Origin of the sequence: Neisseria sp. HMSC064D07 (assembly GCF_001837185.1) — a bacterium.
In the GTDB taxonomy this organism is placed as follows: domain Bacteria; phylum Pseudomonadota; class Gammaproteobacteria; order Burkholderiales; family Neisseriaceae; genus Neisseria; species Neisseria flavescens_C.
Map to the genome: position 1 here is coordinate 1 of NZ_KV831646.1, position 14,858 is coordinate 14,858.

15 protein-coding genes and 2 tRNA genes are annotated in these 14,858 nt (G+C 49.3%); 11 read left to right on the forward strand and 6 right to left on the reverse strand.

Going from position 1 to position 14,858, the window contains the following annotated elements; translation table 11 throughout:
* Positions 1-46: 46 nt before the first annotated feature.
* A complete protein-coding gene (locus HMPREF2608_RS00685; RefSeq protein ID WP_070825635.1) occupies positions 47-478 on the reverse strand; it encodes an EamA family transporter in 432 nt (143 codons plus the stop codon).
* A 176-nt stretch (positions 479-654) separates the two neighbouring features.
* Between HMPREF2608_RS00685 and HMPREF2608_RS00690 the strand changes: the two genes are divergently transcribed.
* The gene (locus HMPREF2608_RS00690) at positions 655-2,331 is read left to right on the forward strand and encodes a formate--tetrahydrofolate ligase (RefSeq protein ID WP_070825637.1); all 1,677 of its coding nucleotides are present in this window, start codon (positions 655-657) and stop codon (positions 2,329-2,331) included.
* Positions 2,332-2,395: 64 nt separating this feature from the next.
* Here the strand turns inward: HMPREF2608_RS00690 and HMPREF2608_RS00695 are convergent, their stop codons facing one another.
* Complete coding sequence (locus HMPREF2608_RS00695; protein ID WP_070825638.1) at positions 2,396-3,325, reverse strand: glycosyltransferase family 2 protein; 930 nt, start codon at positions 3,323-3,325, stop codon at positions 2,396-2,398.
* Positions 3,326-3,453: 128 nt separating this feature from the next.
* Entirely contained in the window at positions 3,454-4,518 is a 1,065-nt protein-coding gene (gene fba, locus HMPREF2608_RS00700) for a class II fructose-bisphosphate aldolase (protein ID WP_003686828.1), read from the reverse strand.
* A 150-nt stretch (positions 4,519-4,668) separates the two neighbouring features.
* On the opposite strand from fba, the gene HMPREF2608_RS00705 reads away from it, so the two are divergent.
* From HMPREF2608_RS00705 to HMPREF2608_RS00740, 8 genes are all read left to right on the forward strand, one after another.
* Positions 4,669-5,097 (forward strand): acyl-CoA thioesterase, encoded by a 429-nt coding sequence (locus HMPREF2608_RS00705; protein ID WP_070825639.1) that lies wholly within the window; start codon positions 4,669-4,671, stop codon positions 5,095-5,097.
* A gap of 1 nt (position 5,098) precedes the next feature.
* The gene (locus tag HMPREF2608_RS00710) at positions 5,099-5,995 is read left to right on the forward strand and encodes a tyrosine recombinase XerC (protein ID WP_070825640.1); all 897 of its coding nucleotides are present in this window, start codon (positions 5,099-5,101) and stop codon (positions 5,993-5,995) included.
* 350 nt (positions 5,996-6,345) lie between these two features.
* Complete coding sequence (locus tag HMPREF2608_RS00715; protein ID WP_070825641.1) at positions 6,346-7,278, forward strand: energy transducer TonB; 933 nt, start codon at positions 6,346-6,348, stop codon at positions 7,276-7,278.
* Between the two features lie 106 nt (positions 7,279-7,384).
* Positions 7,385-8,044, forward strand: a complete 660-nt coding sequence (locus HMPREF2608_RS00720; protein WP_070825642.1) for a MotA/TolQ/ExbB proton channel family protein — start codon at positions 7,385-7,387, stop codon at positions 8,042-8,044.
* Between the two features lie 3 nt (positions 8,045-8,047).
* Complete coding sequence (locus tag HMPREF2608_RS00725; protein WP_003686804.1) at positions 8,048-8,485, forward strand: ExbD/TolR family protein; 438 nt, start codon at positions 8,048-8,050, stop codon at positions 8,483-8,485.
* 132 nt (positions 8,486-8,617) lie between these two features.
* A complete protein-coding gene (locus HMPREF2608_RS00730; protein WP_070825643.1) occupies positions 8,618-10,279 on the forward strand; it encodes an electron transfer flavoprotein-ubiquinone oxidoreductase in 1,662 nt (553 codons plus the stop codon).
* A gap of 84 nt (positions 10,280-10,363) precedes the next feature.
* Complete coding sequence (gene folP / locus HMPREF2608_RS00735; protein WP_070825644.1) at positions 10,364-11,218, forward strand: dihydropteroate synthase; 855 nt, start codon at positions 10,364-10,366, stop codon at positions 11,216-11,218.
* 93 nt (positions 11,219-11,311) lie between these two features.
* Positions 11,312-11,387, forward strand: a tRNA-Ile gene (locus tag HMPREF2608_RS00740).
* 597 nt (positions 11,388-11,984) lie between these two features.
* On the opposite strand, the gene HMPREF2608_RS00745 is transcribed toward HMPREF2608_RS00740, so the two are convergent.
* Positions 11,985-12,443 carry an RrF2 family transcriptional regulator gene (locus tag HMPREF2608_RS00745; RefSeq protein ID WP_070825645.1) on the reverse strand — a complete coding sequence of 153 codons (459 nt, stop codon included), beginning with the start codon at positions 12,441-12,443 and terminating at the stop codon, positions 11,985-11,987.
* Between the two features lie 146 nt (positions 12,444-12,589).
* On the opposite strand from HMPREF2608_RS00745, the gene HMPREF2608_RS00750 reads away from it, so the two are divergent.
* Both HMPREF2608_RS00750 and HMPREF2608_RS00755 read left to right on the forward strand, forming a co-directional pair.
* Positions 12,590-12,970, forward strand: a complete 381-nt coding sequence (locus tag HMPREF2608_RS00750) for a hemerythrin domain-containing protein (RefSeq protein WP_049344491.1) — start codon at positions 12,590-12,592, stop codon at positions 12,968-12,970.
* Between the two features lie 86 nt (positions 12,971-13,056).
* Positions 13,057-14,214 (forward strand): NnrS family protein, encoded by a 1,158-nt coding sequence (locus HMPREF2608_RS00755; protein WP_070504340.1) that lies wholly within the window; start codon positions 13,057-13,059, stop codon positions 14,212-14,214.
* A 102-nt stretch (positions 14,215-14,316) separates the two neighbouring features.
* On the opposite strand, the gene HMPREF2608_RS00760 is transcribed toward HMPREF2608_RS00755, so the two are convergent.
* Positions 14,317-14,391, reverse strand: a tRNA-Arg gene (locus tag HMPREF2608_RS00760).
* Positions 14,392-14,409: 18 nt separating this feature from the next.
* A complete protein-coding gene (locus HMPREF2608_RS00765) occupies positions 14,410-14,856 on the reverse strand; it encodes a DUF441 domain-containing protein (protein ID WP_070825646.1) in 447 nt (148 codons plus the stop codon).
* Positions 14,857-14,858: the final 2 nt, after the last annotated feature.

A 14,858-nucleotide genomic window follows, 5' to 3' on the forward strand; every position in this document is an offset into this window, starting at 1 on the left:
AGGCCGTCTGAAATTTTTCAGACGGCCTTTTTTGTTGTCCCAATCTTTATCGTTTCAAAGCCAAAGTCAATACGCCTGCGGTTACCAAGCCTAAGCCTATCCACTCCTGAGTGCTTGGGCGTTCGTCTAAGAAAACGACGGCCATCAGGGCGACCAAGACCAAGCTGAATTTGTCGACGGGCGCGACTTGTGAGGCATTGCCCAGTTGCAGGGCTTTGAAGTAGGCGAGCCAGGATGCGCCGGTAGCGAGGCCGGATAGGATGAGGAATGTCCAGTTGTGGCCGGTAAAGCCGTTCACGCCCTGCCATTTGCCGGTGTAGGTTAAAAACAATACCAAAGCGGCGAGGATGACCAAGGTGCGGATAAAGGTGGCGAAATCTGAATCTATGCCCTGTAAACCCATTTTGGCGAAAATGGCGGTCAATGAGGCGAAGCCTGCCGATGCCAATGCCCAAAACAGCCATGCGTTGCTGCTCATGTTTTATTCCTTTGTTTCAAATTGTTGACAATATGAATCCGCTTGTTGATGAGATATCGAAATTTTCACTGCGGTTTGTCTTTGGAAAACGCTATAATAGAACTAATATTCTTTTTCTTCCAGCCGTCTCTTGAGATTGTTTCAGACGGCCTTCCCTCACTCAATAAAGGAAAATCATGAGCTTCAAAACCGATGCTGAAATTGCCCAGTCTTCCACCATGCTCCCGATTGGTGAAATTGCCGCCAAGCTGGGTTTGAACGTTGACAACATCGAGCCCTATGGCCATTACAAAGCCAAAATCAATCCTGCCGAAGCATTCAAGTTGCCGCAAAAACAAGGCCGTCTGATTTTGGTTACCGCCATTAATCCGACTCCTGCGGGTGAGGGTAAAACCACCGTAACCATCGGTTTGGCGGACGCGTTGCGCCATATCGGCAAAGATTCTGTTATCGCCCTGCGCGAGCCTTCTTTGGGTCCGGTGTTTGGTGTTAAAGGCGGTGCGGCAGGCGGCGGCTATGCCCAAGTTTTGCCGATGGAAGACATCAACCTGCACTTCACCGGTGACTTTCACGCCATCGGTGCGGCGAATAATCTGCTCGCTGCCATGCTCGACAACCACATCTACCAAGGCAATGAGTTGAACATCGATCCGAAACGCGTGCTGTGGCGTCGCGTGGTCGATATGAACGACCGTCAGTTGCGCAACATCATCGACGGCATGGGTAAACCTGTTGACGGCGTGATGCGTCCTGACGGTTTTGACATTACCGTTGCGTCCGAAGTGATGGCGGTATTCTGTCTTGCCAAAGACATCAGCGATTTGAAAGAGCGTTTGGGCAACATCCTTGTCGCCTATGCCAAAGACGGCAGCCCCGTTTACGCCAAAGATTTGAAAGCGAATGGCGCGATGGCGGCATTGCTCAAAGATGCGATTAAGCCTAACTTGGTGCAAACCATCGAAGGCACGCCGGCCTTTGTACACGGCGGCCCGTTCGCCAACATCGCCCACGGCTGCAACTCCGTTACCGCCACCCGACTGGCGAAACACCTTGCCGATTACGCCGTAACCGAAGCAGGCTTCGGCGCGGATTTGGGTGCGGAAAAATTCTGCGACATCAAATGCCGTCTGGCGGATTTGAAACCTGATGCGGCTGTTGTCGTAGCCACTGTCCGTGCTTTGAAATACAACGGCGGCGTGGAACGTGCCAACCTCGGCGAAGAAAACCTCGACGCTTTGGCAAAAGGTCTGCCTAATCTCTTGAAACACATTTCCAACCTGAAAAACGTATTCGGCCTGCCTGTGGTGGTTGCCATCAACCGTTTCGTGTCCGACTCCGATGCCGAGTTGGCCATGATTGAAAAAGCCTGTGCGGAACATGGCGTCGAAGTTTCCCTGACCGAAGTATGGGGCAAAGGCGGCGCGGGCGGCGCGGATTTGGCGCACAAAGTCGTTAACGCCATCGAAAATCAACCGAATAACTTCGGCTTCGCCTACGATGTTGAGTTGAGCATTAAAGACAAAATCCGTGCGATTGCCCAAAAAGTGTACGGCGCGGAAGACGTCGATTTCAGCGCGGAAGCGTCTGCCGAAATCGCTTCACTGGAAAAACTGGGCTTGGACAAAATGCCGATCTGCATGGCGAAAACCCAATACTCTTTGAGCGACAACGCCAAACTGTTGGGCTGCCCCGAAGGCTTCCGCATTACCGTGCGCGGTATTACTGTTTCCGCTGGCGCAGGTTTTATTGTTGCGTTGTGCGGCAATATGATGAAAATGCCGGGTCTGCCGAAAGTTCCGGCTGCCGAGAAAATCGATGTGGATGCAGACGGCGTGATTCACGGCTTGTTCTGATTTAGATTGATCTTGAAATAGACAAAGGCCGTCTGAAACGAGGTTTCAGACGACCTTTTATAATTTAAGTGAATTTCAACCGGCTTTTTAAGAAATTGAAGAAATTGTCTATCATGCCGAACATTGTATTGCGGTCTTCGCCAAACAATGAAATGCTGCGGTCTTTGCTGATTCTGTCATAGGCGGCAAAAATGGTTTTCAGCTCTTCGGTGGTCAAGCGCAGTTGCTTTTCGTACAAGATGCGGCTTAAGAGGGTGACTTCTACTGGGTTCAAATCAGGGAAGAGATGACTGATCCACAACTCCATGGTGTATTGGACGGATCTGCTGATTTTGTCTCTTTTTTTGCTTTCTTGAGTTTGATGTATCCTGTAAAACAACAAAGGTTCGGGCAGATTGGCAAAGGTTTTGCCATGTAGGGCGCATTGCACCCACATATGGAAATCGGGCGCAGTCTCTGTCGCGGTGTAGTTTATCCCGAGGTTTTTAATGCTGTCGTGCCGCCACATGGTGGTGGGGTTGAACATGTTTTGGGCGGCAAAGGAGAGAAAGGCTTTAATGTCTTTGTCGATCAGGGGGAGGTCGCTTAAAACGGGTTCTCTTCCGGTTTGGTCATCAAAAAAGATGGTGGCTTGGCTGCCGACAATATCGATTTCGGGATGGCTGTCTAAGAATTGAATTTGTTTTTCAAAACGATCCAAGGCGCAAATATCGTCCGCGTCCATTCGTGCCACATATTCGACCTCTACATCTTTGAGCATATCCATGGCAAATTGGCAGGCAAACGGCTCGCCCCTGTTTTCCGGAAGGTGGAAAACCTGCAAACGTGAATCTTTGGCTGTGTAAGCCTCGAGGATTTCACCGGTTTTGTCTGTTGAAGCATCGTTGATGGCGATGACGAAAAAGTCGCGGAATGTTTGATTCAATACCGAATCCAAGCATTCGGGCAAATAAGCTTCGGCGCAATAGGCCGGCAAAATAACGGCGAGTTTCATGTTTGCTTTCGATGTGTTTTGATGTGTAGTCGGTGGAAGATTTTACTATAAATTTCCCAAAAGCTAAGGCCGTCTGAAACCTTATTTTCAAGTTTTCAGACGGCCTTAGTGTGAATCCGAGATACGGATTATTTAACGATTTGGTTCAATTCGCCTTTGGCGTATTTGGTTGCCATTTTTTCCAAAGAAATCGGTTTGATTTTGTCGGCTTGGCCTTCGCAACCGAATGCGAGGTAGCGGTCAAGACAGATTTGTTTCATGGCTTCGACGGTTTTGCTCAAGTATTTGCGCGGGTCGAATTCGGATGGGTTTTCTGCCATGAAGCGGCGGATGGCACCGGTAGAGGCGAGGCGCAAGTCGGTGTCGATGTTGACTTTGCGCACGCCGTGTTTGATGCCTTCGACGATTTCTTCAACCGGTACGCCGTAGGTTTCACCGATTTTGCCGCCGTGTTCGTTGATGACTTTCAGCCATTCTTGCGGAACGGAGCTGGAGCCGTGCATCACGATGTGGGTGTTTGGCAGGGCTTGGTGGATTTCTTTGATGCGGTCGATACGCAATACGTCGCCTGTGGGCGGACGGGTGAATTTGTATGCGCCGTGGCTGGTGCCGACGGCAATCGCCAGTGCGTCAACGCCGGTATCTTTAACGAAACGTACGGCATCTTCAACGCTGGTCAGCATTTGGTCGTGGGAAAGTTTGCCCACTGCGCCTACGCCGTCTTCTTCGCCGGCTTCGCCGGTTTCGAGGTTGCCCAATACGCCGATTTCGCCTTCAACGGACACGCCGCAAGCGTGGGAGAAGTTGACCACGGTACGGGTGGCGTTGACGTTGTATTCGTAAGAAGAAGGGGTTTTGCCATCTTCCATCAGCGAGCCGTCCATCATCACGGAGGAGAAGCCCAGTTGAATGGAGCGTTGGCATACATCAGGAGATGCGCCGTGGTCTTGGTGCATTACCACAGGGATGTGCGGGAATTCTTCGACTGCGGCCAAAATCAGATGGCGCAGGAATGGGGCACCTGCGTATTTGCGTGCGCCTGCGGATGCTTGAACGATAACGGGGGCGTTGACTTGGTCGGCCGCCTCCATGATGGCGCGCATCTGTTCGAGGTTGTTAACGTTGAATGCGGGCAGACCGTAGCTGTTTTCGGCAGCATGGTCCAACAGTTGGCGCATGGATACGAGTGCCATGAGAAGCTCCTGAAGTAGTGAAGGGTAAATTTATCCTATAAATTATAATGTTTTTTGCTATGAAAAACTACAAGCTGCTACATTGTTTTTATATATTAACGAACAGGGTCTCGGTTTATAATGGCAGAGTATTGAAAACGGGTGTGCAAAATGGATAGGATTTCGGTGGCCGAGTGTGATAAGCCTTTATTTCAGACGGTCTTGACGGTGCAGGTGGGCGATGTGAACTATGGCGGCCATCTGGCAAACGATGCGGTGTTGCGTTTGTGCCATGAAGTGCGGATGCGTTGGCTGGCGAAGCTGGGTTGGAGCGAAATGGATGCCGGAGGGGCAGGCCTGATTATGGCGGATGCGGCGGTGCAGTATTTGGCGCAAGGTCATCATGGCGATGAGCTGTCGGTAGAAATGGGGGCGGCAGGCGTGGCCGGTGTGGGCTTTTCTTTGTTGTACCGTATCCGTAGGATTTCAGACGGCCTTGTGCTGGCGAAAGTGCAGACAGGCATGGTGTGTTTCGATTATGGCAAGCAGCGTGTCTGCCGTCTGCCTTCGGCATTGAAAACGGCATTGGAGGCCGTCTGAAATGGCGGAATCAAACCATTTTGCACTTCATCTTGAACGCTATCTGAAAACCTTGCTGCAACAAGGCAAGTCGGAGCATACCGTTTCCGCTTATCGGCGCGATTTGAGCGAGTTGATGCGCCTGTTGCCCGATAATCTTGAAAACGGCCTGCCGACGCGCCGTGATTTTGTGGCGGTATTGAAAAAGCTGTCGCAAAAGGGCTTAAGCGAAAGCAGCTTGGCGCGGAAATTGTCGGTATGGCGGCAGTATTGCAGTTGGCTGGTGCAGATAGAAGTCATGGAAAGCGACCCGACATTTAATATGAAAGCGCCGCGCCTGCCCGAACGCCTGCCCAAAGCACTACCGCAAGAACCTTTAAACCATATCCTTGACCATGCGCCGGTTGATGACGAGTTGGACGTGCGCGATAAGGCCATGTTTGAATTGATGTATGGCAGCGGTTTGCGCCTGAGCGAGATACAAGGTTTGAATCTGGACGGTATTGTCTTGGACGAAGGCTGGGTCAGTGTGAAGGGTAAAGGGGGCAAGCAGCGGCAAGTGCCTTTGGTGGGCAAAAGCATTGCGGCATTGCGCGATTATTTGGCAGTGCGTATTGCCAAAGAGGGCGAGCAGGCCTTGTTCACCAATAAGAACGGTGGCAGGCTGGGGCAACGTCAAATCCAAAAACGCCTGCAGGCGTGGGCAGTGCGCGTGGGCAGCGCCAGTCATATCTCGCCGCACATGATGCGCCACAGCTATGCAACCCATCTTTTGCAGGCATCGGGCGATATCCGCGCCGTACAGGAATTGTTGGGTCACAGCAACCTTTCCGCTACGCAAGTTTATACAAAGCTGGACTTTGACCATTTGGCGCGCGTTTATGATGAGGCTCACCCAAGGGCGAAACGGAAAAAATGATTTTGTTTGAATCAGGCCGTCTGAAAGAATGTTTTCAGACGGCCTGATGTTTTATGGATAAAAATACAGATGATTTGAAACTATTTGAATTTTTATCGGTCTGATGAGGTTTCGATATTGGTTTAATGTGCGGATAGCATAAACGCCGGAAGAATAGGCTGTTTTGTCTTACCGCTTATCTTTTAAAACGACCTTTTGTTTGATAATATTAGTAATGAGAGCTAATATCATATTATGATATGCAGCCTTTAAAACAGCAGGTCTATAAACTTTCTCTATAAGCATTAATGCTTATTTTGACTGTAAAACGACTTGCAAACGGGAATTGTTGCTATTAACATAACGGAATTATGGATAAAAAACGAATTTTAACTCCAGCCGTCGTGACTTCCGTTGCGTTGATTCACGTCGGCTTGGTTGCACTTTTATGGCACGCGCACAAACCGCCTCCTGTCGAAATGGCGAATATTGAATTTGTCGATTTAGGCGATTTCGGCGGTGGCGACGGTAGTCCTGAGGGCGAAGGCGCACCTGCCGCCCCCGAGCCTACCCCCGAACAACCTAAACCCAAGCCGAAACCCAAACCTAAGCCTGTCGAGCCGCCCAAACCTGTTATCAAACCTGTGGTAACGAAAAAAGAAAAAGCGGATATCGTACAGCAAAAGGAAAAACCGAAACCTATCGAGAAACCTAAGCCCGAGCCTAAGCCGGAACCCAAACCTGAGCCGAAGCCCGAGCCAAAACCTGAACCAAAACCAGAGCCGAAGGCAGAACCTAAACCGTCTCCCAAAGCATCTGAATACTCAGGCAGCAAAACCGGGCCGAATACTGCTGAAAACGGTAAAGGCAACGGAGAAGGTAAAGCCTTGGGCGGAGAAGGAAAAGGCAACGGCGGCGGTACGAAAGGTACAGGCAGCGGCCGTGGTGAAGGCAGCGGATCTGGCAGCGGCGGCTCGAAAGGTGAACATGGTTCCGGCACCGGCGGTAGCGGAGGTGGTGGCAGCGGTACAGGTGCCGGCAGCAGTAAAGGCAATCCGGCAAAAGGAACCTGCCATATTCCGAGACCTCCGTATCCTTCACTGTCCACTGAAAATGGCGAAGAGGGCTTGGTTGTTTTGAAAGTCTTGGTTGGTCCCGGCGGTAAAGTGGATTCAATTAGTGTGAATAAATCAAGTGGTTATAGTCGTCTGGATAATGCAGCGCGTAAAGCCGTTAAAGATGGTAGCTGTCATGCAAGCGTTTGGACTGAATTTAAAGTACCTGTCAAATTCACGCTCGAATAAGTATCTAGGCCTAAGCAGATTGATTAGAAAATATATGCTGTTGGGAAATGATTTATTTTAAATGACCCGATAGAAATTTTAATTTTATTTTTAACTTGGAAAAATTATGGATTTAAGTTTAGTTTTCAAATCAGGTGATGTGGTACTGATTGGTGTATTTGTCCTGATGTTGTTGATGAGCGTAGTGACTTGGAGCGTCATCGTGATTCGCTGCATCAAATACTGCAAAGCGAAAAAAGGCAATGCTCAGGTAAAAGAGTTGATGCTGAATGCGTTTACGCTGGCTGATGCCGTACAAAAAGCCAAAGCGGTAGAAGCACCAATGAGCAATGTTGCCGATGAGTCTCTGCGCGCATACCAAAACTACCGTCAAACGACAAGCAAATCGCTGATTGACGAATTGCCTTTGAACGAATACTTGGTCGTTCATATCCGTAACAGTTTGGCTCAAACCATGCGCCAGTTTGACTACGGTATGACTGCTTTGGCCTCTATCGGCGCAACTGCTCCTTTTATCGGTCTGTTGGGTACTGTTTGGGGTATTTACCATGCCCTGATCGGCATCAGCGAAAGCGGTCAAATGAGCATTGCTGCGGTAGCCGGTCCGATTGGCGAGGCTTTGGTATCGACTGCTGTCGGCCTGTTTGTGGCGATTCCGGCCGTATTGGCGTACAACTTCCTCAATCGCGGTACAAAAACCATCGCGCAAGATATGGACGCATTTGCACATGACCTGCATGTCCGCCTGCTGAACCAAAAGGATTAAACCATGGCTTTCGGATCAATGAATTCCGGCGATGATGCGCCGATGTCGGATATCAACGTTACACCTTTGGTGGACGTGATGCTGGTGTTGCTGATTGTATTTATGATTACCATGCCGGTGCTGACCCACTCAATTCCTTTGGAGTTGCCGACTGCTTCGGAAAAAGCGGCGAAAGAGGATAAGCAGCAGCCTAAAGATCCTTTGCGTTTGAGCATTGATGCCAGTGGTGCTTATGTCGTTGGCGGCGATTCCGATACCAAAGTGGATTTGGCAACAGTAACTGCCAAGCTGAAAGAAGCCAAAGCGAAAAACGAAGATGTGATTGTGGCGATTGCGGCGGATAAAGCGGTTGAATACGATTATGTTAACCAAGCCCTGCAAGCGGCGCGCGAAGCCGGTATCAGCAAAATCGGTTTTGTAACGGAAACCAAAGCGCAGTAATCTTTTGAACACAGTAAAGGCCGTCTGAAATTTGAGTAAAGTTTCAGACGGCCTTTTGTTGTATTTGGTAACTATATGTCCAGGCTGTATAATTAGCGGATTAAATTGAATAATGACAATACAGGAACCACTATGACAGAAACCATCGAGCGCGACAGTATGCAATACGATGTCGTGATTGTCGGTGCAGGCCCGTCGGGTTTGTCCGCCGCCATCAAACTCAAGCAGCTTGCCGAAAAGAATGGACGCGAAATCAGCGTTTGTGTGGTGGAGAAGGGTTCAGAGGCCGGTGCGCACTCGCTGGCCGGTGCCATCATCGATCCGATTTCTTTGAATGAGCTGATTCCTGATTGGAAAGAAAAAGGCGCGCCGCTGACGCGTACAGTGACGAAGGACAGGGTTTTGTTCCTGACCGAGAAAAAAGCCTTCAACTTGCCGGTTACCCCTAATTTCGACAACCATGCGAACTACATTGCCAGCTTGGGCGAAGTCGTGCGCTGGCTGGCGGAGCAGGCGGAAAATTTAGGCGTGGAAATTTATCCGGGCTTTGCCGCTGCCGAAGTGCTTTATCACGAAGACGGTTCGGCCAAAGGCATTGCGACCGGCAATATGGGCGTGGGCAAAGACGGAGAACCGACCGATTCATTCCAGCCCGGCATGGAGCTTTGGGCTCAGCAAACCATATTTGCCGAAGGCTGTCGCGGCTCGCTTTCCAAGCAAGTCATTGAACAATTCAAGCTCGACCAAAACAGCGAGCCGCAAACTTACGGCTTGGGCATTAAAGAAATTTGGGAAGTACCGTCTGAAAAACATCAGCCCGGTTTGGTCATGCACAGCGCAGGCTGGCCGTTGGACAGCAAAACCTACGGCGGCTCGTTTATTTATCACTTTGACGAAAACAAAGTTGCTGTCGGCTTTGTGGTTGGCTTGGATTATCAAAACCCTTATCTGTCGCCGTTTGAAGAGTTCCAACGTTTCAAAACCCATCCTGAAATCCGCAAAACCTTTGAAGGCGGACGCCGTATCGCTTATGGCGCGCGTTCGCTGATTGAAGGCGGTTTGCAAAGCCTGCCGAAACTCTCGTTCAAAGGCGGCGTTTTGGTCGGCGATGCGGCTGGCTTCCTGAATATGCCGCGCATCAAAGGCATCCATACGGCCATGAAATCCGCCATGCTTGCCGCAGAAGCCGTGTTCCCTTTGTTGGAAAACCTCGAAGAAGTGGAAAGCTTCGACAGCGGCAAAGAAGCGGCCGATTATCAGCAACGCTTTGAACAAAGCTGGCTGTATCAAGAGCTTTACGCCGCGCGCAATGTCCGTCCGTCATTCAAATGGGGCGTTTACCTCGGCTCCGTCTATACCGGTATCGACCAGATGATTTTCAGAGGCAAAGCCCCGTGGACTTTGAAACATCACGGCAAAGACAACGAGCAGCTCAAAAAAGCCGCCGCGTGCAAGCCGATTGACTATCCGAAGCCTGACGGCGTTTTGACCTTCGACCGTTTGAGCAGCGTTTTCCTTGCCAACCTTGCGCACGAAGAAAACCAGCCCGACCATTTGGTGCTGAAAAATCCGCAGGTCATGATAGATGTAAACTACAAAGAATACGCCTCGCCCGAAACCCGCTATTGTCCGGCCGGCGTATATGAAATCGTCGAAGAAAACGGCAATCCGCGCCTGCAAATCAACGCCGCCAACTGTGTTCACTGCAAAACGTGCGACATCAAAGACCCGACGCAAAACATCACTTGGATTTGTCCCGAAGGCGCGAGTGGACCGAATTACGGCGGAATGTAATTTACTGTTTTGAAGTCAAAACCTAAAGACCGTCTGAAAAGTTTCAGACGGCCTCTATCCTATTATTTCATCAATGGAAGCATTATGAACACGCACATTTGGCAGGCAGGCCGATTTGAAATCGCCTTAGACAAACCGAAAATCATGGGCATCGTCAATCTGACCCCCGATTCATTTTCCGATGGCGGCACCTATTCGCAAAATGTCCAAATAGCATTGGCACATGCCGAGCAACTGCTGAAAGACGGTGCGGATATTCTCGATATCGGCGGCGAATCTATGCGCCCGGGTTCGGATGATGTTTCTCTCGGAGAAGAAGAATGGGCCAGGGTACAGCCGGTTTTGGCGGAAGTCGCCAAGTGGAATGTTCCCGTCAGTTTGGACACGCGCCACACGGCAATCATGGAAAAAGCCTTGGCGCAAGGCGGCGTCGATATTATCAACGATGTTGCCGCATTGAGTGATGAAGGCGCAGTCGCATTATTGGCTCAACAGCCGACGACAGGCGTGTGTCTCATGCACATGCAGGGTTTGCCCAAAACCATGCAGCTTAATCCGCAATATCAAGATGTCGTCGAAGAAGTCGCGCGTTATTTAAAAGCACGCGCGGCAGAATGCGTTCAAGCAGGCATTGCCCCTGAACGCATCACGCTCGACCCCGGCTTCTGTTTCGGCAAAAACCTGCAACACAACATTACCCTGATACAACATTTGCCTGAGTTGATGGACGCAACCGGATTCCCCCTTCTGATCGGCATATCGCGCAAAAGTATGATTGGCGAGCTGACAGGCGAACAAGATGCCGCCAAACGCGTACACGGCAGCGTCGCAGCCGCTTTGGCCACTGTCGCCCGAGGCGCGCAAATCATCCGTGTTCACGATGTTAAAGCAACATCGGACGCTTTGAAAGTTTGGGAAGCATTGGGCATATCGGCATAATGCCCGAATAGAAAACCAACAGGCCGTCTGAAACATTTGCCCGGCATCTTGAACAAGCAACAAGTTATGCTATAATCCGCTTCTACTCTTGACGGGTCTGTAGCTCAGGGGTTAGAGCAGGGGACTCATAATCCCTTGGTCGTGGGTTCGAAACCCACCGGACCCACCAAATATTAAAAATGCCCGAGGCTTTTGGCTTCGGGCATTTTTGTATTTATTGGTTTGTGAAGGGTTGGAATATAATGTCGACAATAGCAATTTGGTTATGTCGTCCAATATGTTTTTTAGGGAAAATTCTTTTAAAAAAAGGAGGAGTAGTTTGGTGGAGTTATTTCCTTATTTTCAGTTTTTTTAGCATTTTTGTATTTTATTGCAGTTATCATTAATCTAGTAATGCTATATAAAATATTAAAATCAGAAGGGATGGATATAGGTTTTTTTGAATATCTATTTACTCATAGAAGTATGCAATTAAAATTTTTCAAGATACTGTTTGGAATGCAAAAAGTCTCCAATAAATTTTATCTGAAAATATTAAGAATAAATTTTACGGTTGCTATGATTATTCTTATTTTAGGTTTTTCTGTTGTCTTATATTCGACATATTTAGCATAAAAATTAACCTATCGAATGAAAGTCAGCTATTTAACTGTAGAGTGTTTTGTAAACCAATGCCGTCTGAAAATCTTCATTTCAGACGGCATTTTTAATTATTCAAGTAATACCATTTCAGTATGGCTGGATTGTTTTCAGACGGCCAGAAGATTTAGTCGGCCGTTCCGCGTATTTCGTTGATTGGGATGCGCGGTGTATAAAGTATGTCGTAAGTCGGCTTGTCCAGCAGATCTTGCAGTGAGTATTGATCTAAATGATTGAAGAAGGCTTTGATGGCGCCAGTAATGATACCGGTCAGTCGGCAGGAAGGGGTGATGAGGCACTCGTTGTTGTCGCCCATGCATTCGACGACCTGCATTGGCTCAAGATGGCGTACAACTGCACCGATATTGATGTTTTCAGGATTATCTGCCAAGCGTAAACCGCCGCCTTTGCCGCGCACGCTGACCAGAAAACCGCCTTTGACTAATGAGGTAACCACTTTCATCAAATGGCTTTTGGAAATATTGTAAGTCTCGGCAATGGTGCTGATATTGACGAGGGTGTCATCGTTGATGGCAGTATAAACCAATACGCGCAATCCGTAATCGGTATGTTGGGTCAGATACATGGCTGGCTCTTTAGATATTTTTATTATATGTCAAAAGCGTAGTGCTTGGTGAGGGGCTGTTTGACTTTATGTGGGATTGGGTTTCATAATATCTGAAACATTTGAATTAATCCAGTTTGACAGACTGTTGCCATTATAACGAACTTATGAAGCCCTTGAAACGCCATCCTGCCTTAATAGAACTTTCCCGCGAACATCATGGCTCGCTGTCGTTGTGCGTCCGTCTTCTGCGTACGCCCGATCAAAGCCATCAGGCGGAGCTGGAGCCTCATTTTGTTGAGCTTGAGCCACATTTTTGGGAAGAGGAAACCATGTTTGCGCCGTATTGGGATAAAATTGACCCTGCGTTGCGGCAGCGTTTTGAAGGCGATCATGCCAAATTACGCGCGATGATGGCGCATCCTGAATATATGAATGAATCATGGAATAAGGAGTTTGCTGTCACTTTGCGCGATCATGCGCGCTTTGAGGAGCGCGAGCTTTTCCCTGCGATTGAACCTTTTTTGCCTTTGCCTGAAAATGTGTGACAGGGAAAGGGGTCGATGGCCGTCTGAAAAGTTTCAGACGGCCTCTGTTGCTGTTTTATGATGATATAAAAATTGAAGGAACCACCATGACCGATTTGTTCAAACACCCGGTTTGGGCAATGGCCTTCCGCCCGTTTTATTCGTTGGCGGCTTTGTATGGCGCATTGTCTATACTGCTTTGGGGCTTCGGCTTTCAGGGTACGCCTGAGTTGCTGGGTTTTTATTGGCATGCTCATGAAATGATTTGGGGCTATGCCGGATTGGTTGTCATTGCATTCTTGTTGACGGCCGTGGCGACTTGGACAGGCCAGCCGCCGACACGCGGTAAGGCGTTGGCCGGTTTGACCGCATTTTGGCTGTTGGCCCGCATTTGTATGTTTATTCCTGGTTGGGGGGTAACGGCAAGCGGCATATTCGGTACGATCTTTTTCTGGTATGGCGCGGTATGCATGGCTTTGCCGGTAATCCGTTCTCAAAACAAGCGCAACTATGTTGCCGTGTTCGCCATTTTTGTTTTGGGCGGCACCCATTTTGCCTTCCATCTGAAAGTGCAGCCGTTTGATGCTATTGCGCTGATGACCGGTTTGCAATCCGGTTTGATTATGGTGGCCGGATTTATCGGTTTGATCGGTATGCGGATTATCTCGTTCTTTACGTCCAAGCGTCTGAACGTGCCGCAAATTCCCAGCCCTCAATGGGTGGCGCACGCTTCACTTTGGCTGCCTATGCTGACCGCCATGCTGATGGCGCATAACATATTGCCGGGACTGGCCGCGTTGTTTGCTCTGGCTGCCGGTGTGATTTTTACCGTGCAGGTGTACCGCTGGTGGTATAAAGCCGTACTGAAAGAGCCTATGCTTTGGATTTTGTTTGCCGGCTATCTGTTTACCGGCTTGGGCTTGATTGCTGTCGGTATTTCTTATTGGGTTCCAAGTTTCCTGAATTTGGGCGTACACCTTATCGGCGTTGGCGGTATCGGCGTGCTGACTTTGGGTATGATGGCGCGAACTGCGCTTGGCCATACCGGCAACTCTATTTATCCGCCGCCTAAAGTGGTTCCTGTCGCCTTTTGGCTGATGATAGCTGCAACGGTTGTCCGTGTTTTGGCAACCTTTGTGAGCGGTACGGCATATACGCACAGTATCCGCTGCTCCGCCGCTTTGTTTGCCGCCTCTTTGCTGTTGTACGCATGGAAATATATTCCTTGGTTGATCCGCCCGCGTTCGGATGGTCGTCCGGGTTAACGGTTTGGCAAAATGAGAAGGCCGTCTGAAAAGTTTCAGACGGCCTTTATTATTGATAATAAAAAAAGCCTTTCAGAATATGAAAGGCTTTCATTGAAATTATGGCCTCGCCAACAGGAATCGAACCTGTATTTTACGCTTAGGAGGCATACGTTCTATCCGTTGAACTATGGCGAGGCGGTAAAGGAGGGGATTTTAAACCTTTCCAGCAAAAAAAGACAATAAGCCGGCGGCAATCAAAGGGCCGACCGGAATGCCGCCGACAAAGGCAACGCCGATGACCGTGCCGATTAATAATCCGGTTACCAGAACAGGCTGTTCGCTCATCAATGGAACGCCGCGTCCGGCAAGCCAGGCAACCAAAATGCCGATAAGGACGGCGGCAATCATTTTGAAATTGATAAACTCGGAAACCGGCGGAATTTGGATTTTACCGGAAACCAGCGGGCTCAATACACCGATGGTCAGCAGGATGATGCCCAGATGCAAACCGTGTTTTTCCACCAAGGGAAGATATTGCGACAAGGCCGTCTGCTGCATGAGCAGCAATACCGCTGCCGAAATCGTAATCGAGTTGTTGTTGCTGACGACACCCAAAAAAATCAGCGTAAACAGAAACAAAGGGACAAAGCTGAAATTCATCG

What these genes read in the sequence shown, in the direction of transcription:
- HMPREF2608_RS00725 (WP_003686804.1), top strand. Translation starts at nt 8,048, where the DNA reads ATGGCTTTCGGATCAATGAATTCCGGCGATGATGCGCCGATGTCGGAT.
- HMPREF2608_RS00720 (WP_070825642.1), top strand. Translation starts at nt 7,385, where the DNA reads ATGGATTTAAGTTTAGTTTTCAAATCAGGTGATGTGGTACTGATTGGT.
- HMPREF2608_RS00690 (WP_070825637.1), top strand. Translation starts at nt 655, where the DNA reads ATGAGCTTCAAAACCGATGCTGAAATTGCCCAGTCTTCCACCATGCTC.
- HMPREF2608_RS00745 (WP_070825645.1), bottom strand. Translation starts at nt 12,443, where the DNA reads ATGTATCTGACCCAACATACCGATTACGGATTGCGCGTATTGGTTTAT.
- HMPREF2608_RS00710 (WP_070825640.1), top strand. Translation starts at nt 5,099, where the DNA reads ATGGCGGAATCAAACCATTTTGCACTTCATCTTGAACGCTATCTGAAA.
- folP (WP_070825644.1), top strand. Translation starts at nt 10,364, where the DNA reads ATGAACACGCACATTTGGCAGGCAGGCCGATTTGAAATCGCCTTAGAC.
- HMPREF2608_RS00750 (WP_049344491.1), top strand. Translation starts at nt 12,590, where the DNA reads ATGAAGCCCTTGAAACGCCATCCTGCCTTAATAGAACTTTCCCGCGAA.
- HMPREF2608_RS00685 (WP_070825635.1), bottom strand. Translation starts at nt 478, where the DNA reads ATGAGCAGCAACGCATGGCTGTTTTGGGCATTGGCATCGGCAGGCTTC.
- HMPREF2608_RS00755 (WP_070504340.1), top strand. Translation starts at nt 13,057, where the DNA reads ATGACCGATTTGTTCAAACACCCGGTTTGGGCAATGGCCTTCCGCCCG.
- HMPREF2608_RS00715 (WP_070825641.1), top strand. Translation starts at nt 6,346, where the DNA reads ATGGATAAAAAACGAATTTTAACTCCAGCCGTCGTGACTTCCGTTGCG.
- fba (WP_003686828.1), bottom strand. Translation starts at nt 4,518, where the DNA reads ATGGCACTCGTATCCATGCGCCAACTGTTGGACCATGCTGCCGAAAAC.
- HMPREF2608_RS00695 (WP_070825638.1), bottom strand. Translation starts at nt 3,325, where the DNA reads ATGAAACTCGCCGTTATTTTGCCGGCCTATTGCGCCGAAGCTTATTTG.
- HMPREF2608_RS00765 (WP_070825646.1), bottom strand. Translation starts at nt 14,856, where the DNA reads ATGAATTTCAGCTTTGTCCCTTTGTTTCTGTTTACGCTGATTTTTTTG.
- HMPREF2608_RS00705 (WP_070825639.1), top strand. Translation starts at nt 4,669, where the DNA reads ATGGATAGGATTTCGGTGGCCGAGTGTGATAAGCCTTTATTTCAGACG.
- HMPREF2608_RS00730 (WP_070825643.1), top strand. Translation starts at nt 8,618, where the DNA reads ATGACAGAAACCATCGAGCGCGACAGTATGCAATACGATGTCGTGATT.